This is a genomic window from Paractinoplanes hotanensis (assembly GCF_023717965.1).
Taxonomy (GTDB): domain Bacteria; phylum Actinomycetota; class Actinomycetes; order Mycobacteriales; family Micromonosporaceae; genus Actinoplanes; species Actinoplanes polyasparticus.
Genome location: NZ_JAMQOL010000038.1, coordinates 97,779 through 117,628, shown reverse-complemented (window position 1 = coordinate 117,628; position 19,850 = coordinate 97,779). Strand labels below are relative to the sequence as shown.

Below are 19,850 nucleotides of genomic sequence, written 5' to 3'. Positions count from 1 at the left end.
ACCGCCGACGGCGGCAGGCGCTAGATGGCCCCGAGATTGTTGAAATACTTATAGGCCCGTGCGATTGCTTTTCTCGCTGCCTTCTGCGGCACACCGGCCGATATCATCTGCTGATACGACGACCGGAACTCGTCCTGGATGGACGTACCGTACCCCACACGGTTCCGCAAGGCCCTTTGCATCCCGCTGATCTGGGCATGCGGCAGACCGGACGACGACTGAATCAGAATGGTCGGCGCGGCGCCACGCGAATAGCCGGGAATGCTCTGCCTTCTCGCCCATTCGTCCTGGATGACGTGATGACTCTGAACCTGGTTGTCGGCCATGGTGTTGGTGTGACCAGGCGCCCGGTTGGCCTGCGGAGACAGGTTCCGGTGAATTCCCACGTCATTGGTCTCGTACGAGACCTTGCAGGTCGTCGCGTCGAACGTGGTGTTGTGGACCAGTACCGGCGCGTCGCCGACGACCACGTAGTACGTGTGCAGGTCGTCGACGCTGAGGTCGTACGTGATCTCTTCGTGCTCGTAGGAATCCACCGCCGAGATCTGGACGTAGGTGCCCGCCGCGGTCCGCAGCACCTCGCCGTCGCGCAGGTCGCCCGCGTCGACCCACTTCTCACGGGTCACCGACCAGAACGGGTGGTGCGCGGTGGTCGTCACCGTGTCGGAGCCGACCGTGACGTCGACGAACTCCTTGTCGTCGTCAGTGCGGATCGTGTGGGTGACCTGCCGGTCGCCGGCCTCGCCGGTCTCCGGGTCGCCGGCCTGTACGGTGTCGCCCGGTTCGAGCTGTTCGATGGGCTTGGTGGAACCGTCGGCCAGCAGCACCGGCGTGCCGGCGACGAAGCTGTGCGGCGTGGGGCAGGCGGATCCGTCCCCCGCTTCCTTCTTCGTCTTGGCCTTGGCCTTGGCCGCCACGGCCTTCGCCTTGGCCTGAGCCTCGGCGGCCGCCTTCTTGGCCGCTTGTTCAGCCGCGGCCCGGGCGGCGGCTGCCTTCTCGGCGGCCGCCTTGGCCGCTGCCGCCGCTGCTTCCTTGGCTGCCTTGGCCGCGTCCTCCGCGCCCTTGATGATCGCCTTGGCCCACTTCAGCTCCTGGAAGAAGGTGACCACGGCCTTGCCGGCCCGGAAGATGGCCTCGCCGATCTTCTTGGCCTTGAAGATCTTGCCCCACGGCAGCGCCCCGACGACCATCGAGACGCAGGCGACCAGGTCGCCCTTGAGGCAGTTGAGGATGTCGTTGATCCCCAGGAACTCCATCAGGATCTGCCCACCGGCCTCCAGGATCACGTCGAGCGTGCTCTTGGACTGCAGCTGGTTGGCCTTGGCCAGGTCCTCCGGCGACGGACCGGTCGTGGCGGCCGGCGTCGTGGCCGTCGTGGTCGGCCCGGCATCGGGGACCATGCCGGTGGGGTCGCTGAACGCCACCGGGTTGTTCGCGGCGTACGTGTACTCCGAGCTCGCGCCCGCCCCGGTCGGCATCGGGTCGCGGCTGTCGAAACGGCCGGTCCCCGGGTCGTAGTTGCGGGCCCGCAGGTAGTAGTTGCCCTTGCCCGACGTGTCGTCCTGGTAGGCGCCGGCGAACCGCATCGGGTTCTCGACGCTCGCCTCCGGCCGCTGCTGCCCGGCCAGGGTCGGCCCATCCCGCGGGTTGCCGTACGGGTCGTAGTCGTAGCTCTCCTGCGGCACACCGGACGGTGACAGCAGGCTCGACGTGCCGCCCAGCCAGTCATGGGTGTACGGGTGCACCCCGGACGCCGGGTCCAGCAGCGCGAGGGGCTCGTCGTCCGGCCCGTACGCGAAGCCGCGTTTCTCGACGACCGTGCCGCCCTGCTCGACGGTGTCCAGGCCGATCTGTGGCAGCGTCCCGGCCACGTCCCACGACCAGCGTTGCGTCGTGGACTCCGCCTTGAACGCCGTGGTCGAGGCGATCCGGAGACCCCCGGCGTCGTACCGGAACGTGGTGGCCTGCCCGGACGCCAGCGTCGCCTTGGCGATCGTGTTGTCCAGGTTGTACTCGAGCCGGTCGCCGCCCGCCTTGATCTGGTTGCCGCGGGCGTCGTAGCGGTACTCGGTCTCACGCTCGTGGTCCGGGCCCTCGAGCTCCTCCTCGACCAACTGGTCGGCATCGTCGTACTCGTACTCGGTGACGTCGTTGCCGGCCGTGCCCGAGCGGACCTGCTTGGTGCGGTTGCCGACCAGGTCGTACCGGTAATCGATGCGCCCGACCGGCTTGACCGTCTTGTCGGTGCAGGACGCCACCCCGTAGCAGGCCGAGGTGAGCTGGTCGGCCTCGTCGTAGGTGTAGGCGACCGACTCGGCGATCCCGCCGCGGGTGGTCACCACCCGGCTCGGGTTGCCGACCTTGTCGAGCGTCAGGTCGTATCGGCCGACCGGGTCCTGCACGCCCGGCACCGCGTCACCGGTGCGCTCGGTGCCGATCGAGGTGAGCCGGCCCGCATCGTCGTACACCCTCTTCTCGGCCAGACCGGTCGACACCGGCAGCGTGGTGGTGGTCCGCCGGCCGGAGACGTCGTAACCGAAGCCCCACGTGGAGCCGGCCGCGGTCAGCGAGGTGATCCGGCTGGCCGCGTCGTAGCCGTACGACACGGTCGTGCCGTCCGGGTACTGCCGGTTGGTGATGTTGCCGCGGGCGTCGTAGTCGTAGCCGTACTTCTCGTCGGGCCGGCCGGCCTCCTTGCGGGTGACCGTCTTGATCTGGTCCTCGTCGTCGTAGGCGACCTCCCGCACCCCGGCCGGATCCCCGTACGAGGTGATCCGGTCCTTCGCGTCGTAGCCGAAGGTGTAGACCGGGCCGCCGGCGCCCTGGGTCCGCTTGGCGAGCCGGTTGACGATGTCGTACTCGTCGAAAATGGTCCGGGCGGCGATCTGGCCGGCGCCGAGGTCGTCGAACTCCTCGTCCTCGCCGAGCGTCAGCGTCTGGATCCGGTTGCTGTCGGGGTCGTACTTGGTGTAGGTGCTGCGCTCGAGCGGGTCCGTGCTGCGGATCAGCCGTCCCGCGTCGTCGTAGTAGATCGACGTCCGGTTGCCGCGCGGGTCGGTGACCGAGGAGAGCGAACCGTCCTGCCCGTACGAATAGACGGTCGACTCCTCCTCCGGATCGTCGGAGTCGAACTCGGCGTTCGGCGCGGTGACCGTACGCGGCTGGTCGTCGTCGGTGTAGGTGTAGCGCGTGGTGTGCCCGTTGGCGTCGGTCGTCGACACCTCACGGTTCAGCGCGTCGAACTTCGTCGTGCTGACGTTGTCGAGCGCGTCGATCGTCCGGACCGGGTTGCCGGCCAGGTCGTACTCGTAGTGCGCGGTGAAGCGTTCCTTGTCGGCGCCCTCGACGTTGCCCCGCGGCTCGGTCACCGCGGCCATCTGACCGTCGTCGGTGTACTCGTACGTCGTGACGCCGCCGGTCGCCGAGATCACCTTGATCTTGTTGCCGGCCTCGTCGTACTCGGTCTTGGTCTGCGCCCCGCCCGTGTCGGTGATCCCGGTCTGCCGTCCCGACTTGTCGTAGGTCATCGACGACGTGCGGCCCAGGCTGTCCCGCGTCTGGGTGACCAGGCCCGTGTTCGCCCGCGTCGTCGACGACGCCTTGCCGAACTCGTCGACCGTCTCGACGCTGCGGTCCAGGTCGTCGACCCGGAAGTCCTTCACCGCGACCTGCCCGTTCGGGTAGGGCCGGCGCACCTGGATCAGGTTGTCGTTGTGGTCGTAGACGTAGCTGGTGGTGAAGTCGGCCTTGACCGCCCCGGGCACGTTGCCGCGCGGCGAGGTGACCGCGGCGACCAGACCCTTGGCGTTGTACGTCCAGCTGGTGACCAGGTCGGCCTCGTGCTTCATGTCGGTCGCGGCGGTCAGCCGGCGCCCGGCCGCGGTGTACGTGTAGAGCATCGTGCGGCGCGCCTCGAACGTGGCCTTGGGCAGACCGTTGTCGAAGTACGCGTACGAGACCGCCACACCACCGGCGGACGTCGACTTCCTCAGCTGCCCGGCGGAGTCGTACTCGCTGCGGTCCGGGTTGCGCTTGCCCGGCGCGTGGACCGCCACCGTGCGGTCGAGGTTGTCGTAGACCGTACGGGTGGTGTAGTTCTCCGGTTTCGCCCCGGCCACCGTGCCGCGCGGGTCGGTGACGCTGACCTGCCGGCCGACCTTGTCGTAGCCGAACGCGACCCGGCGTCCCTCGGGCGAGATCGACGCGCTCGCCAGACCCGCGTTGGCCTGACCGTCCGCGATGTTCTCGTAGCGGGTGACCTTGCCCCGCTGGTCGGTCACGGTCAAGGGCAGGCCCCGGGAGTCGTACGTGTAGGTGATCGAGTGGTTCTCGGGATCAGTGCTCTTGACCAACTCGTCGAACTGGTTGTACTCGTCCTTCCACGTCTGGCCGTCACCGTCGACGTGGGTGGTCGGGTTGTTGCGGGCGTCGTACTGGGTTTTCTGGCTGAACTTGCGACCGGGCGCGAACTGCTCGATCAGGTTCCCGGCGGCGTCGTAGCTCGACTCGTGCTGGTTCTGATTGCCGTTGACGACCAGGTTGCGGTTGAGCGTGCCGTCGTACCGGTGGCTGTTGGTGTCGCCGTTGCCGCGCTGGGTGTAGAGCAGCACGTTGCCCTTGTAGCCGTCCCAGACCACCACGTTGTCGGCGTCGGTGGTCTTGGCCTCCTGCTTGCCGGCGTTCCACTCGAACGTGGTGGCGGCGCCCAGCGCGTCGAGCTGGCGCACGATCCGGCCGGTCTCGCCGTACTCGTTGGTGAGCGTCACGACCTTGCGCGGGTCGATCACCTGGGTCAGCAGGCGAGCGGCGTTGTACTTGTACTGCCAGTCCTCACCGACGGCGTCGCGCACCTTGGTGAGCAGGCCGTTGGTGTAGAAGAAGAGCGTCTTGCGGCCGTCGGGCAGGGTGATCGAGTCGATCAGCCCAGCGGTGATCCTGACGATCGCCTTGCGCCCGGACGCGTCGGTCACGGTGACGCCGGTGTCGGTGTGCGCGAACCGCAGGCCCACCTGGCGCGGGTTGAGGATCGAGACCAGCCGGCCCTGCGCGTCGAAGGAGAACACGAAGTTGTCGCGGGTCGTCAACGCCCAGCCGTCGGCCGTCTTCCGCAGCGTCGAGCGAACACCCGGCGGGCGTACGAAGCTGTCGCCGTCAGCCTTGAACAGGGTGTCGGAGCCGTCCTCGGCCCGCACCAGCACGCCGCCGTCGACCGGGGTGACCTTCAGGTCGTACACCCAGGCCCAGCCCGGCCCGAACGCGGAGGCGCCGGTGTTCAGCGACGCGTAGGCGCGACCGGAGGTGAACGGGACCCCGAACGAGTTCATCGACAGGTCGGTCTCGGTGCGCGTGAAGCCACCGGTGCCGGTGTTCACGCCGATCGCCCGTACGGCCTGGCCGGCGTTGGTCATGCCCAGCGCGACCGAGCAGCCGCAGCCGGCCGCCTGCCGGTCCGGAATGGCCGGCGGGTCCACGGTCGTGCGCGGTTGCGCGTCCTCCGAGTTGGCCGACGACACCTCACCGTCGGGGTAGATGCCGGTGACGGTGACGAAGTAGTTCCTGGTCGCGTCGAGCTGCCAGCCCTCGTCCGTCCCGAGCGACTTGCAGAAGGCGCGCAGTTCCCCGCAGCCGTCGTTGCCGAGCTTGTCCAGCCCGAGCACCACGGATTCCTGTTTCGTCTGCGACTCGGCGTCGTAGAGGTCGACCCGCCACGACTCGAACCCGCGGTCCTTGAGGTTGAAGTAGGCGACCAGCGAGGTGTCCCCGATCACGAACCCGGGCCGCAGCAGCACGTCGACGAAGACCTCGCCCGGCGCGGCGGCCACCGCCCGGGAGATCTCGGCCTTGCTCACCTTCTCGGCCGCGTCACTCGCCTCGACCAGCGGCGGGACGATCGGCGGTCGATCCTTCTCGGCGACCGCGGTGGTGCGGGCGGCGCCGCCGGGCAGCCCGCGCTGCTGCGGCGCCGCGCCGGCGGTGACCTTCGGGACGTCGCCGCTGGGCTCGGCCGCCCGGGCCGGCTTGTCGGCGGGTGGTGCGAGGGTGGCGACGAGCAGGAAGGCGATGAACCCCACCAACCATCGAGCCCGCGCAAACCTGTGCGCATACGACATGATCATTTTCCTCCCCCGTGAGATGACCGGAGGAAGCGAAACATGTACATGTATCAATGAGTTGCGATCTGTCGTTGATCCGTCACCGCGCCGAGGTTTGACCGGTCCGGCCGCGGTGAAACCGGCGACCTGCCCAGCGCTTCCGTTGAGAGCCCCGGACATCGGGGCCGAGGCGATGCCTACGACACCGGTGTCGTCACCTCGACTTGGCCGTCGGCTCTGAAGGCAGCTTGTCCGGGTCGAGGATCATGTCGATCGTGGCGATGCGGTCGTCCCGGAAGGTGAATCCGATGACAGCGACCGTTTTGCCGCCGAGGTCCCGGGCGACGACTCCCGCGGCCCCATTGATCAGGGCGGGAGCACACAGGCGGGCGAATCGTGGCCCCGCTTCGGCGGCCCGGGCGGCCACGGCATGGATGCCGGTGAGCAGCGCGGGCGCGCGTCGTACCCGGCGTCCGTGGTCGGATCGGAACACCACGTCCGGGTCCAGTAGTGCCAGAAGCGCGTCGAAATTCCCGGTGCGAGCGGCGGCCAGGAACGCATCGACGACTCGCCGCTGCGCGGGCAGACCGGCCTGGGACGGTGGGGACTGTTCACGCAGGCGCCGCCGGGCCCGGCTGGCCAGCTGCCTGGTCGCCGCCGGAGTTCGCCCGAGGACGGCAGCCACCTGGTCGAACGGCACACCGAACATGTCATGCAGCACGACAGCCAGCCGCTCGGCGGGCTCGAGGCTGTCCAGTACCACCAGCAACGCGATGCCGACCGCGTCAGCGTGCAGACTGGCGTCCTCCGGGTTGCCGTGCTCACTGATCAGCGGCTCCCAGGATCCGGTCAGCTGCTCCGGGCGGGCGTGCCGGGCCCGCAGCATGTCGATGCACACCCGCCCGACGAGTGTGGTCAGCCATGCCGCGGGGTTGCTGACGGCGGCCCGATCGGCGCGCGTGGTGCGGAGCCATGCCTCCTGCAGCGCGTCGTCGGCCTCGGTCATCGACCCCAGCAACCGGTAGGCGACTGCCCGCAGACGCGGGCGGTGCAGTGCCAGCTGCTCGGCGAACCACTGGTGGTCGTTCATCGGCTCATCTCCCGAAGGCTTCGCGCCGAAGTACCGCTGACAGCGTCGGAGCGCCCTCCGCGGTGGTGACGGCCGCGGTCCGCCCGATCCATGTCCTGTCCGCAGCCTGGTCCAGCAGGCAAGCCGCCAGATCGGCCCGGCTGGTGAAGACACCGTCCGAGCGATTCTCGGAGAGCCGGTAACGCGTGACGCTGTCACTGTCGAACAGGCCCGACGGACGCACGATCGTCCAGTCCAGGCCGCTGTCGCGCACCAGCGCCTCCATAGCCCGCATGTCAACATAGGTGGACTTGCCGATGGTGGCGGTCACCAGCGGCTGGATGACCCGGTTGAGGAGGAAGCCACCCTCGGCGTGATGGTGCGGCTCGGTGGCGCCGGAACTGACCACGACGAGCCGGCGCACATCCACACGGCGCATCGCGGCCAGGATCATCGCTGTGCCCCGGCTGTAGAGCGTCACCGGCCGTCGGGTGTACGGCGCTCCGAGCGTCGACAACACCACGTCGGCGCCCTCGACCGGGGCATCGACGGTGACATCGGCCTCCACGACCTCCAGGCCGGCGCCCGCGACCGGGAACGAACGCGGCTGCCGGGTCACCGCCCGCACGTCATGGCCCCGGTCCAGTGCCTGCTGTATCAGGCGGCGACCGGTGCCACCGTTCGCGCCGAAGACGACTATGCGCATCCCATGAGCTCCTCTCGAAATGACCTGTCGCCAGGAAGTCGGCCGGCGCACCTCGGTTGTGACAAACCACAGGTGGAGCTCTTGACGGGAGGGTGAGGAGCGTTCCCGAGCGGCGGAAAGCGGCCACCGCTGCGAGGCATCGTCGCGTTGCAGCGATCATGCTCGCGAGACATGCGCAGTCTGAAGAGGGGCGGCTCCAGGGCGCCACCTGCCGCCGCCCTTGACAGTGCCGTTCCGGCCCGCTTAAGTTAACGGCGTTAGAAGTTCTACCGAGGTTAGGCAGACAGGAGTGAAGCGATGACTTATCACATAACCGGGCCATCATGAAGCCCAGCGCGACGGCCCAGGAAATCGGGGAGGCGCTGGAGAGCTGGCGCAACCTCCGGCTTGGACGACTGACCCGGATCCACCTCTTACCCGGAGTGCCCGACCACTCCGGACGCTCAGCAGAAGGAGAAGGTCTGTCATGGCCGAACATGTCATCATCGGCGCCGGTTCCATCGGCGCCAACGTCGCCCGCCTGCTCGTCGAGCGCGGAGAGAGCGTCCGGATCATCACGCGCGGCGGGTCCGGCCCCGAGCACCCGCTGATCGAACGGGTGGCGGCGGATGCCTCGGGCCCGTCCCGCCTGACCGAGCTGGCCCGCGGCGCCAAGGTCATCTACCACGCCGCGAACCCTCCGTCGTACACCTCGTGGGAACGCCTGCTGCCGCCGCTGCAGACAGCGGCGATCGCCGCCGCAAAGGCCGACAACGCGGTGCTGGCGCTGACCGGCAGCATGTACGCGTACGGCCCGCAGCCCGGCGGCCGGATGAACGAGCACACTCCCATGGCCGCCTCGGGACACAAGGGCCGCCTGCGCAAACGGTTGTGGGAACAGGCCCTTGCCGCCGGCATCCGCACCGTCGACGTCCGCGGCTCCGACTACATCGGCAAGGACGCGAACGGTATATACCCCCTGCTGATCAAACCGGCGCTGGACAAGGGCAAGGCGGCTTGGATCACCGGCCACCTCGACATGCCGCACACGTTCACCGTCAACACCGACATGGCCCGGGCCCTCACCACGCTCGCCCTGGACGAGCGCGCGTGGGGACGCGCCTGGCACGTGCCGTCGCCACCGGCCATCACCATCCGGGAACTGGCGCGGCGTTACGCTGTCGCCGCGGGCAAGCCGGCCATCAGGTTGGTGCAGATGCCGCGCTTCGTGATGCGTACGGCTGGGCTGGTGGTACCGATCGCCCGTGAGATGGCCGAAATGGACTATCAGTGGTACGCGCCGTTCTTGATGGACGCGACGGAAACAGCTCGCACTTTCGGCCTGACCGCCACAGATCTCGACACGGCCATTCGCGCTGAGATCGGTAATCACACGCGCGTCTGACGATGAAACGGCCGCGATCGACCGGACGATGGCGTCGGGGGCAGTCGGGGCGTGCACGACAACCGGGTCCAGGCCATCGATGAGCGCCCCGACCACGGTCGGCCATTCCGACTCCGGCACCAGCGCCAACCGCTGCAGTGCGACGCCGTTCTCGGCGGCTGCAAGCGCCCACGTCATCTACCGCATGGCTCCTGCCGGCGGGACGATCAGCAGCAAGGCGAACTGCCGAGAGGTGCGGGCTGGGCTGCACGAGTTCAAGCACGACGGGCGCGCGGTCGTCCAGCCCGGCGACGGGCTCGGCGCGTCTCACTAACGGTTCCACGGCAGCCCGGTAGGACGCCCGGAAACCAGCACCCAAAGATCGATGGGGATGGTGGGTATCGTGACCCCGCGCGAGGGACAGCAAACCGTCCACTAGGAAATATGCCTAACGTTGTTAAGATGGTTGTGCCGTGACGGCGCCGCGGCTCGGCGTCCGGAACACGTTCGAAGCGAGGTGGCAACTGTGCCGACCGGCACCAGACGGGCCCGTGAACGCGCGAGCACGCGGGAACGGATCATCGAGACCGCGTTGCACGTCCTGGAGACTGAGGGCGCCCCGGCGCTGACCATCCGGCGCATCGCCACCGACGTCGAATACACCGCACCGGTCGTCTATCAGCACTTCGCCAACAAGGACGCCCTCGTGCTGGAACTGGTCGCTCACGGCCACCGCCTGATGATGGCCGAGCTCGAACAGGCCGCCCGGGAACCCGACATCGACCGGCGCATGATGCAGCTGGCCTCCGAGTACGTCCGGTTCGCCGGCGAGCACCCGCACCTGTATCAGGCCATGAACGACGATGCCGTCGACGCGGAAGAACGCCGGCGCGCGGCGGCCCCCGCCATCGGCGTCCTGAAAGAGTTGCTCACCACCTGGTCGGACACCCACGGCGTGGTCCTGGCCGATCTCGACGATGCCTGCGACATCGTCTGGGGCACGCTGTACGGCATAGCGTCACTCGGCCGCCTCAGCACCGTCGGCCATGAACGCGCCCGGCGACTCGCCCAGCAGGCGCTGAGCACGTTGCTCCGCGGCTGGCGCACCGACCGTCCGGAGAACGGGTAGCACCGAAACGGCTCCGGCCCGCTTCCTCTTCCTCTTCCGCGGAGCAGGCCACCACCAGACGAAGTCTGAACCGCGGCTCGCTCCCACCCCCACTACGAAACAGATCTAGGCCTGGGCGGTGGCTTCGACGGCGAACGGGTTGAAGCCCCAGACGTCCGAGCCGGAACGCGGGACGATGAAGGCGTACCAGTCGTTGCCCAGCGGCTCGAACACGGCGTCGCCCGCGGTGTCTCCCAGACGGGGCGACGGCTTCACGCCGGACGTGCACCGCACCAGACCGGAGAACTGCGACATGCCGCTGTCCGCGGTCACGTACGTGACGCAACCGCCATGGCTCCATACGGCCGAGAAGTGATACAGGCCGTGGCTTCCGCCGAGCGGCGACGTCGCCAGCCGCTCCAAGCCCGAACGGTGCAGGGGAAACAGCAGCCGGCCGGCCACGCCCGAGCATGCCACCACCATCGTGACGACGGACACCACCGGCACGATCGACCGGACCGGCCAGGACCGGCCGGCCAGTGACCTCAACCACCCCACAGCGGCTACCGCCCACAGGACCGTGGCCACCCACAACCAGGTCAAGTAGCCGCCCGGCAGAACGACCCCGTACAGCAGCGTGACCGCCGCCACCAGGGCAAGGGCGATCGGCCACCAGGTGCGGGCGTTGCTCACGCCGACACGCTACAAACCCTTGACAACGTTGTTCATTTTCGACAGCGACGATCGGATTGGTTCGGGCTGCCTTTCTTGACGGCAGCAGGCCCGCTCCGGCAACCTCTGGATCTCGACCGACGGCAGACCGGATGCCCACGCTCTACCTACGTGAGGACCCGAGCGACCTTCCGCACGGTGGCGAGGAGTTGCTTCGGGCGAGGCGTCCAAGGCGATAGCTGGCCCATGGCTACACCGCAGAGCCGGACGTGGTGCCTTCAGACGACGTCGCGCCGCACCGTGGTGAGGATGGCGGCTGCGGCGAAGACCACGGCGTACCCCGCCAGTGCGAGTCCTGCCAGCCACTGCGGAGGGCCGCCGGTAGCGGTCGGCAGGGTGTCGAGGGCGGAGCCGAGTGCGAACGGGAGCCAGTCTGCGGCGTCGCCGACGAGCTGGGCCACGATGCCCTCGACCAGGGCGACCCAAGCCAGGGCGGCAGCGAGAGCGCCCATCAGGTTGGTGATCAGCGCGCCGACACCGACGCCGATCGCGCCGAACAGGGCGTTCCACAGGATGCCGCCGGCGATGGTCTGCCAGAGGTCGCCGGAGGTGATGGCCAACGACTCGTCCCGGGCAGTCAGCCAGATAGCGGCGGCGGCCAGGGCGGTCACGGCGGCGGCCACGCCGAAGAACAGGCCGGCGATCGAGTAGACGCCGAGCTTGGCCAGTACGACGCGGGCGCGGTCGGGCGCCGTGAGGTACGTGTCGGAAATCGTGCGGTGCCGGTATTCGCCGGCGACGGCCATGACACCGAGGACGAGCGCGAACAGCGACACCAGGCCGGTGTGCGAGACGGCGGCGCGCTGGGTCTCGGTGGCGGCGATGTCGTCGCGCTCGGCCATGACGCCGCTGATGCCGGCGACGACAAGCAGTTGCGCCGCGGCGAACAACAGCAGGGGCGTACGGGTGGTGAGCAGTTTGCGGACCTCGGCGCGGACGATCATCGCGGCGCCTCCTCGGTGAGGCGGAGGAACGCGGCTTCGAGCCCGTCGGCGGCCAGCCCGTCGAGGAGCCCGGAGTAGCGCAACCGGCCGCCGCTGATCACGACCGCGCGGTCGGCGGTCTGGGCGACCTCGGCCAGCACGTGGCTGGAGATGATCACTGTGCGGCCCTGGTCGGCCAGGTCCCGCAGCAGACGCCGGAGCCAGGCCATCCCGGCCGGGTCGAGGCCGTTGGCGGGTTCGTCGAGGATCAGCACGCCGGGGTCGCCGAGCAGCGCGCCGGCCAGGCCGAGCCGCTGGCGCATGCCGAGGGAGAACCCGCCGACACGGCGGTGCGCGGCGTCGGCGAGGCCGACCTGGTCGAGCACCTCGTCGACGCGGGAGGCGGGCAGTCCGGCTCCAGTGGTCAGGATCAGCAGGTGGCGGCGGGCGGTGCGGCCGGGATGGAAGCCGCCGGCTTCGAGCACCGCGCCGACGGTCCGGCGGGGGTGCGCCAAGGCGGCGTAGGGCCTGCCGTCGATGGTGGCTGCGCCGGCGGTCGGGCGGATCAGGCCGAGCAGGATGCGCAGGGTGGTGGTCTTGCCGGCGCCGTTGGGGCCGAGGAAGCCGGTGATCCCGGGCGTGACTTCGAAGTCGAGATCACGGACGGCTTCGAAGGCGCCGAACCGCTTGGTCAGGCCGGTCACTGTCACTGTGGTCATGACCAGGACTGTGTCCGAACAGGTGGGGCGATTTCGTCACCCAGCGGCGGCATCTTCGGCGTACAGCATCGGCGGTATCGTGCGGAGCCGCCCGCACGCCTACGGTGAGGTTCATGAAGGCCCTCGCGGACGGCGCCGTGGCCGGTGCGGTCTTCGTCGCCACCCTGCTCGGCCGGGCCGACGGGGATCACCTGCACGACGGGATGTCCGTGCTGCTCGCCGCCGCTGCCGCGGCGCCGCTTCTGCTGCGCCGCCGGTTCCCGTACACGGTGCTCCTGGTCAGCACCGTCGCCGCCGAGGCGTACATGTTCCGCTATCGCGGCGGCAATGGCATCCTGGCGCTGAGCGCGCCGCTGGTGGCGCTCTACACCGTTGCGGAGCGTTCGGATCGCCGCCGGTCGTTGCTGCTCGGCGGCGCAGTCGTGCTGGCGGTCGGGGCGTTCCACACCTTCGGTGCGCCGCACCGCGTCCTGGGTCCGGAGAACCTGACCCTGGTCGCTCTGGGCGCGCTCTCGGTCGCGGCTGGAACCGCGTCCCGGCATCGCCGGCGTTATCTGGCCGAGGTGGTCCGCCGGGTCCACGAGACCGAGCACAGCCGTGAAGTGGACGCCCAGCGGCGGGTCGCCGAGGAGAGGCTGCGCATCGCCCGGGACCTGCACGACAGCGTCGGCCATCAGCTCGCCCTGATCAACGTGCAGGCGGGTGTCGCGGCTTACCTGCTGACCGACCCGGCGCCGGAGGTACGCGAGGCGCTGCGCCACGTCCGCGACGGCAGCCGAGCGGCTCTCGAGGACCTGCGCGACTCGGTCGGCCTGCTGCGCCAGCCCGGCGATGCCACCGCACCGACCGAACCGGCCGCCGGTCTGGACGGGCTCGACGACCTTCTCGCCTCCTTCCGGCGCACCGGCCTGCACGTCGACCTGCACCGCGACGGCCCGCCGGCTGCGCTCCCCCGGCCGGCCGACGTCACGGCGTACCGGGTGATCCAGGAGGCGTTGACCAATGCCTGCAAGCACGCCACCGGAGAGCCCGTGCATATCACCATGGGCTTCGGGCGCGACGCCCTGCGCCTCGCCATCGTGAACGGCGGACCGCTCGTACGGGCCGCGTCCGGGCACGGCATCGCCGGCATGCGCGAACGAGTTGCCGCAGTCGGCGGATCGCTGGAGGCCGGTCCCCGTCCGGACGGCGGATTCCTGGTGACCGCGACGCTGCCGGCGGCAACTTCATGACCGAGCAGATCCGGGTTCTCATCGCCGACGACCAGCCCGTGGTCCGCGGCGGCTTCGCCACGCTGGTGCGATCGGCTCCCGATCTGTCGGTGGTCGGCGAGGCCCGCACCGGGGCCGAGGCGGTCACCCTGGCCCGCACGACTCGCGCCGACGTCGTCCTCATGGACATCCGGATGCCCGAGCTCGACGGCCTCGGCGCCACCCGGCTGATCACCGCGGACGACGACCTGGCCGGCGTCCACGTGCTGATCCTGACCACGTTCGAGATCGACGAGTACGTCTTCGAAGCCCTGCGCAGCGGCGCCAGCGGCTTCCTCGGCAAGAGCGCCGAACCGGAACAGCTCCTGGACGCGATCCGCACCGTGCATCGGGGTGAGGCCCTGCTGAGCCCGGCGGCGACGCGCAGCCTGATCGCCCGTTTCCTCGCCCGCCCCGACCCCGGACGGCTCGTCCCGCCGGCCCGGCTGGCCGACCTGACCGTTCGCGAGCGCGAGGTGCTGGCCCTGGTCGGGTCGGGCCTGTCCAACGACGAGATCGCCGAGCGTCTGGTGGTCAGCCCGCACACGATCAAGACCCACGTCAACCGGACCATGGCCAAGCTCGGCGCCCACGACCGGGCCCAGCTGGTCGTGATCGCCTACGAGACCGGACTGGTCGTACCACCATCGGCTGACCGGGCGAGGTGACCTTTCCGAGTGACCCCACGCGTCACTGACGGGGCTGCTGGTGCGGCTCGACGTTGCCGGACGGTCACGTTGTTCTCGGCGTTGGCCGGCGGGCCCGCACGCGAAAGCTCCCCGAAACTCGGTCGCGTCCTCGCCGGAGGATCGGCGCCGGCTACTGAGCTGTGGGTACCCGACTTTCCGATGCGAGAGGCGGGAGGACGTACGCTGTGACGATGAGCCCGACCCGCGCGCCGTTCCCGCGGCGGGTCCTCGTGGCGCTCACCATGCTGCTGGCGCTCGGCGCCGGCCTGCTCGTCTCGGCCGGCAGTGCCCATCACGCGACAGCTCAGCCCGTCGCCGAGACGGCGGCGATCTCGATCGCCGTGCATCCGGCCGACCACGAGCATCACCACGGCGGCGACTGGACGCCCACGCTGAGCCAGGCCCTGCGCCCGTGCGCGGCAGCGACGATCCTGTGCACCTTGCCGTCCGGCCCCGAGACGCCTTCGGTCCGGATCGACTCCGTCACCCACGACCTGTCCCGTTCCGCGGCGGAGAATCTGGCAAGGCTCGGAGTCCTCCGGGTGTAGAAGCCGGGTTTTCCCGACCTCTACTCACCCGCGCCCCTGTCGGCGCCCGTTCGCGCGTCTTCGCGCGCCCTGAGGACGACACCATGGATCCGCAACCGCCTCGCCGTACCACGCACACCACAGCCAACCCGCAAGACATGATCGTCTATGACCGGTGGGGCACCACCGGACGCCCGGTTGTCCTGCTGCACGGACTGCTCTTCGACCGGACCATGTGGTGGCCGGCCGCCGCTGAGCTCGCCACGCATTGCGCTGTCATCGCCCCCGACCTGCCCGGTCACGGCCAGTCGCCGCCACGGTTCGACTACTCGGCCGAGCGGATCGCCGAGGACTTGGCCGGCATCGTGCACGATCTCGGTCTGCGGCAGGCGCCGGTTCTGGTCGCGCACGGCACCTCGGCGCGGCTCGCAGTCGCGTTCGCCGAGGCGTACGCCTGCCACAACGTGCTCGCCGTGGACCGGCCCGCCGACCAGACCGCCTGGACCGTTGACGATCTGATCGCGGCCGCACGCCTCGACGATGTTCCCCCGGAGTTCCGTTCCTTTGCCGAGCCGAGGCGTGATCCGGGGCTGCTCGCGGCATACGAGAGCTGGATCGCCGGGCCCTCGCCGCGCTTGATCGCTTCGGTCACCGTCGCGATGTCCGCCGCCGCCACGCGTGGAGCAGCCGGCCGGGAAAGCGCGTTTCTGCACCTGAGCCAGCCTGCCGAGTTCGCGGCAGGCGTACGCCGGCTGGTGTGACGATGCCGGCGAGCACGACAGAAGCGATCCTTCTTCGCGTTCGACGTGACACCTGCTACTGGGCGTACGCTGCCGCCCTTGAGATGCTGGCCGTAGTCACGTCACAGTCGGACGGCCCGATCGGATGGTGGGCAGCACATGCTCGACAGGGGCCGTCTCGTCGCCGCACTGGGCACGGTTCACCGACTGCGTCCGCTCGCTGGTCATCCCCCCGGCGTTGAGCCTCGCCGACCCACACACGCGTCCTGCCCAGCGCGACCAGCAGGCACCGCGCCCGTGCCGTCTGATCTGGGCCTGCGCTGTCGCCGGCCGCGCCCGCCTGTCCGCTGACGTCACACCGACACATCGGGCCCCCGCAGCACGCTGCGGTGTGGCGTACCCCCTGCACCCGTCGCACACGGTGCGCCGCTCGCAGGTTGTCACGACGTCATCCGGCGGCCCTCGCCGCCATCCTGCGGACCTCCGTGGCTCGACGCCACGGCAGAGGAGCAGACATGCCAGCACAACGCCAACCTTCTCTCGTGCGCCGGGCCACCATGGTGGTCAACCGGCGCGCCGGCGCGCTGAAACGCACGGTCCAGCAGGCCCACCGCCGAGGCGGCTGGTCCACCGCGCTCACCGAGGGCGCATACCTGTTCGGCGAGCTCGCGGCCCGGCCCGCCCGCCGGTGGCGCGAGCAGCGCCTGGAAAGAAGGTGGAACCTCGACACCCGAGCCGACACCAGCGTCCCGCACCCCGACCCGGGCGCCGCCGCCTTCGACGACGCGGTGAGATATTCACCCATCCCGATACATCACTTCGAGCGACTGCTACGCCGGCTGCCGCTCGACGATCCTCGTGATTATGCGTACGTCGATCTCGGCTGCGGGAAGGGCCGCACCCTTGCCCTGGCCGCCCAGCACAGGTTCCTGGAGGTCACCGGAGTCGAGTTCGACACCCGGCTCGGCGACATCGCCCGAGCCAACGCGTACGCCTATGCCGCGGCCGTGCCGGACGCGCCCGCCATCACAGTGCACACCATCGACGCCGTCGACTTCCAGTTTCCGGGCACACCGTCGGTGATCTTCCTGTTCAACCCGTTCGGCGCCGACACGTTGAAGGCCGTCGCCAACAACCTCATGAAGTCGCTCGACGATGAACCGCGCAGGGTGATCCTCGCCTACTTCAACCCGGTCCATGCCGACGTGCTCGAGGCCTGTCCGGTGCTGCGCCGCACGGCGAGCGCCCGGCACTGGACGATCTACGAGTCGGCGACCTGACCCGTTCGATCGCTTCGCCCGGTCTCTGCCGTCAGGGACCGGGCGTGGTGGCCCGGCCGGTCGAGAACCCGGTGCTCGGCGGTATAGACAGACTCGGTCACCAGCCTGCGCACGTGCTGGTCGGCCAGCGCGTAGACCGCCCGGCGGCCGTCGCGGCGCATCACGACCAGGCCTGCGAGGCGCATCTTCGCCAGATGCTGGGAGACTGCGGGCCGGGCGGCGCCAACTGCCTCGGTCAGGGTGGTCACGTCCTGCTCGCCGCCGGCCAGACAGATCGCCAGCCGTAACCGGGTGGGATCGCCGAGCATCGACAGCGCCACCACGGCGGCGTCCACGACGCTCGCCTCGGGCGGCCGCGTGGCTCGTCCGTCCCGGTCGCGGCCGCTGTCAGTTGCGAACATGTGCACACGATAGTAGGCCCACAACCGCCGGCCAACCTTGCGTTACTGCAGGTCATTCGCACTTGCCTTGTTGTCGCGTGCGTACATGAGCACCTATTGTCGTGGTGGCCGCACCACCGACATGAGCGAGGATCCGTAATGTCCGAGCAGCCTCACCGCCACCATGACCATGACCACGGGGTGTGGCATCGGCTGCGCCACACTCTGACCCCGCACTCTCACGACAGCGCGGACAAGGTGGACTCCGCGCTGGAGTCCTCGCGCGAGGGCATGCGGGCGCTGTGGATCTCCCTGGTCGCGCTGGGCGTCACCGCCGCCCTGCAAGCCGCGATCGTGCTGTTCTCCGGTTCGGTCGCCCTACTGGGCGACACCCTGCACAACGTCGCCGACGCCCTCACCGCGGTACCGCTCGGCATCGCCTTCATCCTCGGCCGGCGCGCTGCGACCCGCGCGTACACCTACGGATTCGGCCGCGCCGAAGACCTCGCCGGCATCGTCATCGTGCTGGTCATCCTCGGCTCCGCAGTGCTCGCCGCCTGGACCGCGATCGACCGGCTCCTGAACCCCCGAACGATGACGCACATCCCGTGGGTCTTCGTCGCCGGCGTCATCGGCTTCCTCGGCAACGAGCTCGTGGCCCGCTACCGGATCACCGTCGGACGCCGGATCGGATCCGCCGCGCTGGTCGCCGACGGCCTGCACGCCCGCACCGACGGCTTCACCTCACTGGCCGTGGTCCTCGCCGCCGGTGGCGCCTGGCTCGGCTGGAACTGGGCCGACCCGGTGGTCGGCCTGACCATCACCGCCGCGATCCTGTTCGTGCTCAAGGACGCCGCCCGCGAGGTGTACCACCGGCTGATGGACCGCGTCGACCCCGCTCTGGTCGACCAGATCGAAACCCAACTGCTCACGGTGGCCGGCGTGCAGGGTGTCACCGGCGTCCGGCTGCGCTGGGTCGGGCACCGCCTGCAGGCCGAGGCCGGCATCGTGGTCAACGAGAACCTCACCGTCGTCGCCGCCCACGAGATCGCAGCCGACGCCGACCACCAGCTGACCCACCGCATACCGCGACTGGCAGGGGTCACCGTGCATGTCGATCCCGCGACCCACGCCGGCCACGATCGGCACACCGACCTCTCACACCGGCGCCGCGCCCAGCCCGCTCACACCGCCGGATGACCCCGCCGGAGCACAGTGCGACAACGCGAACCCCGGCGGCAAGCTGGCGCGCTGCCTCACGGCACTCAGATCGATCACTGTTAGCGTCGGCCGGCGCGGCGCGCCGCGGTCACGACGGGGTCGGTCTCGTCGTCGAACTCGCCGATGACCTGTTCCAGGAGGTCCTCCAGTGCGACAAGGCCGATCACCGCGCCGGGCTCGGTGACCAGGGCCAGATGGCTGCGACCCTGACGCATGGCGGCGATGGCGTCGAGCACCGTCGTGCCGGCGGGTAGCGGCAACGCCGCGGTCATCAAGATGCGCGCGCTCGTGGCGTGGCCGGCGCTGGTTCCGCGTCGGCGATGGCGCCGTGTTCCTTGGACGTTTGAGGCAGCATCCGAAGCTGCTCGGGGCTGTGTCCTGCCGCCCGCTCGGGCGCCCTGAGCGAGCCTCCGTTCGACGGTCCGATAAATGCAGAGAGCTGATGCCCGCCTGTTCAGGACCGAAGTCCCGTCGACAGCGATCGTTGGTCGAACGGTGGTTGCGGCATGAGCAGCAGGCGATCGACCGTTTCACAGAGTCGCCCGATGTTGCGGTTGATCGCATCCACCTGCCAGCGATGCCGCGAACCCTGGGCCTCCCGACCTTCGCCGAGGAGTTCCAGGTGACCCTGGAACCCGGCGAGCGTCACTGCGGCCGTCGCACCCTCGCAAACCTCGGCAACGAGCGCCAAGAACTGGGGCAGGTCGTCCCCCAAGGCGTCCGTACGGGGTCGCCAGTCGAATCCGGCGACCGGCGCCGGATGAGAGCTCGTCGTGTTCATCGGGCCGCCTGTCGGGTCGGGTGCGCTGGCGACCGCGAGCCGGGCCCGCCGTCGTGCTCACCTGATCGCCCGGGTGTACGCCACCCATGAACCATTCTCAGCGGGTCGGGACTATGGTCCCGAGCCGGACAGGCAGGCCATGAGTGGGCCACAGCGACACAGGCGACCTAGCCAACAAGATCGATTACGAAGCGCCCGGGTGGCCCGGGCGAGCGCGGCGAAGTGGCGGCTGTTGATCCGGCGCTCGACACGGGTCAGCAAATGGCCGGA

Annotated in this window: 17 protein-coding genes and 1 pseudogene; 8 read left to right on the top strand and 10 right to left on the bottom strand. The window is 69.6% G+C overall.

Features of this window, described 5'->3' with window-relative positions; genetic code table 11:
* Positions 1-20: 20 nt before the first annotated feature.
* The 3 genes from LXN57_RS26730 to LXN57_RS26720 form a co-directional block, all read right to left on the bottom strand.
* Positions 21-6,071: an RHS repeat-associated core domain-containing protein gene (locus LXN57_RS26730; RefSeq protein WP_251800969.1), complete on the bottom strand. Its 6,051-nt coding sequence runs from the start codon at positions 6,069-6,071 to the stop codon at positions 21-23.
* 235 nt (positions 6,072-6,306) lie between these two features.
* Entirely contained in the window at positions 6,307-7,182 is an 876-nt protein-coding gene (locus LXN57_RS26725; protein WP_251800968.1) for a sigma-70 family RNA polymerase sigma factor, read from the bottom strand.
* A gap of 4 nt (positions 7,183-7,186) precedes the next feature.
* On the bottom strand, positions 7,187-7,867 hold the full coding sequence (locus tag LXN57_RS26720; protein ID WP_251801071.1) for an NAD(P)-dependent oxidoreductase: 681 nt from the start codon (positions 7,865-7,867) through the stop codon (positions 7,187-7,189).
* Positions 7,868-8,333: 466 nt separating this feature from the next.
* Between LXN57_RS26720 and LXN57_RS26715 the strand changes: the two genes are divergently transcribed.
* Positions 8,334-9,251: an NAD-dependent epimerase/dehydratase family protein gene (locus LXN57_RS26715; RefSeq protein WP_251800967.1), complete on the top strand. Its 918-nt coding sequence runs from the start codon at positions 8,334-8,336 to the stop codon at positions 9,249-9,251.
* Between the two features lie 75 nt (positions 9,252-9,326).
* On the opposite strand, the pseudogene LXN57_RS48710 reads toward LXN57_RS26715, so the two are convergent.
* Positions 9,327-9,428: pseudogene (locus tag LXN57_RS48710) on the bottom strand (hypothetical protein); the annotation flags it as partial.
* Positions 9,429-9,756: 328 nt separating this feature from the next.
* Here LXN57_RS48710 and LXN57_RS26705 point away from each other — a divergent pair.
* Positions 9,757-10,359 carry a TetR/AcrR family transcriptional regulator gene (locus LXN57_RS26705; protein ID WP_251800965.1) on the top strand — a complete coding sequence of 201 codons (603 nt, stop codon included), beginning with the start codon at positions 9,757-9,759 and terminating at the stop codon, positions 10,357-10,359.
* Between the two features lie 105 nt (positions 10,360-10,464).
* Here LXN57_RS26705 and LXN57_RS26700 read toward each other — a convergent pair whose 3' ends face one another.
* The 3 genes from LXN57_RS26700 to LXN57_RS26690 all read right to left on the bottom strand — a co-directional run bounded on the left by LXN57_RS26700 (position 10,465) and on the right by LXN57_RS26690 (position 12,712).
* Positions 10,465-11,031 (bottom strand): hypothetical protein, encoded by a 567-nt coding sequence (locus LXN57_RS26700; protein ID WP_251800964.1) that lies wholly within the window; start codon positions 11,029-11,031, stop codon positions 10,465-10,467.
* A 257-nt stretch (positions 11,032-11,288) separates the two neighbouring features.
* Positions 11,289-12,014 (bottom strand): hypothetical protein, encoded by a 726-nt coding sequence (locus tag LXN57_RS26695; RefSeq protein ID WP_251800963.1) that lies wholly within the window; start codon positions 12,012-12,014, stop codon positions 11,289-11,291.
* The gene (locus LXN57_RS26690) at positions 12,011-12,712 is read right to left on the bottom strand and encodes an ABC transporter ATP-binding protein (protein WP_251800962.1); all 702 of its coding nucleotides are present in this window, start codon (positions 12,710-12,712) and stop codon (positions 12,011-12,013) included. The genes LXN57_RS26695 and LXN57_RS26690 overlap by 4 nt, the downstream gene beginning before the upstream one ends.
* A 113-nt stretch (positions 12,713-12,825) precedes the next feature.
* Here LXN57_RS26690 and LXN57_RS26685 point away from each other — a divergent pair, with 113 nt between their 5' ends.
* From LXN57_RS26685 to LXN57_RS26665, 5 genes are all read left to right on the top strand, one after another.
* Positions 12,826-13,944, top strand: a complete 1,119-nt coding sequence (locus LXN57_RS26685; protein ID WP_251800961.1) for a sensor histidine kinase — start codon at positions 12,826-12,828, stop codon at positions 13,942-13,944.
* Positions 13,941-14,630, top strand: coding sequence for a response regulator transcription factor (locus LXN57_RS26680; RefSeq protein WP_251800960.1), 690 nt, complete (start codon positions 13,941-13,943; stop codon positions 14,628-14,630). Before LXN57_RS26685 ends, LXN57_RS26680 begins: the two co-directional genes overlap by 4 nt.
* Positions 14,631-14,842: 212 nt before the next feature.
* Entirely contained in the window at positions 14,843-15,199 is a 357-nt protein-coding gene (locus tag LXN57_RS26675; protein ID WP_251800959.1) for a hypothetical protein, read from the top strand.
* An 83-nt stretch (positions 15,200-15,282) separates the two neighbouring features.
* Positions 15,283-15,939 carry an alpha/beta fold hydrolase gene (locus tag LXN57_RS26670; RefSeq protein WP_251800958.1) on the top strand — a complete coding sequence of 219 codons (657 nt, stop codon included), beginning with the start codon at positions 15,283-15,285 and terminating at the stop codon, positions 15,937-15,939.
* A gap of 494 nt (positions 15,940-16,433) precedes the next feature.
* Positions 16,434-17,198, top strand: coding sequence for a class I SAM-dependent methyltransferase (locus tag LXN57_RS26665; protein ID WP_251800957.1), 765 nt, complete (start codon positions 16,434-16,436; stop codon positions 17,196-17,198).
* Here LXN57_RS26665 and LXN57_RS26660 read toward each other — a convergent pair.
* Positions 17,180-17,599 carry an ArsR/SmtB family transcription factor gene (locus tag LXN57_RS26660; protein ID WP_251800956.1) on the bottom strand — a complete coding sequence of 140 codons (420 nt, stop codon included), beginning with the start codon at positions 17,597-17,599 and terminating at the stop codon, positions 17,180-17,182. The genes LXN57_RS26665 and LXN57_RS26660 overlap by 19 nt on opposite strands.
* Before the next feature lie 138 nt (positions 17,600-17,737).
* On the opposite strand from LXN57_RS26660, the gene LXN57_RS26655 reads away from it, so the two are divergent.
* On the top strand, positions 17,738-18,778 hold the full coding sequence (locus tag LXN57_RS26655; RefSeq protein WP_251800955.1) for a cation diffusion facilitator family transporter: 1,041 nt from the start codon (positions 17,738-17,740) through the stop codon (positions 18,776-18,778).
* A gap of 80 nt (positions 18,779-18,858) precedes the next feature.
* Here LXN57_RS26655 and LXN57_RS26650 read toward each other — a convergent pair whose 3' ends face one another.
* Entirely contained in the window at positions 18,859-19,071 is a 213-nt protein-coding gene (locus LXN57_RS26650; RefSeq protein ID WP_438872918.1) for a CBS domain-containing protein, read from the bottom strand.
* 182 nt (positions 19,072-19,253) lie between these two features.
* Positions 19,254-19,580 (bottom strand): hypothetical protein, encoded by a 327-nt coding sequence (locus LXN57_RS26645; RefSeq protein ID WP_251800954.1) that lies wholly within the window; start codon positions 19,578-19,580, stop codon positions 19,254-19,256.
* Positions 19,581-19,850: the final 270 nt, after the last annotated feature.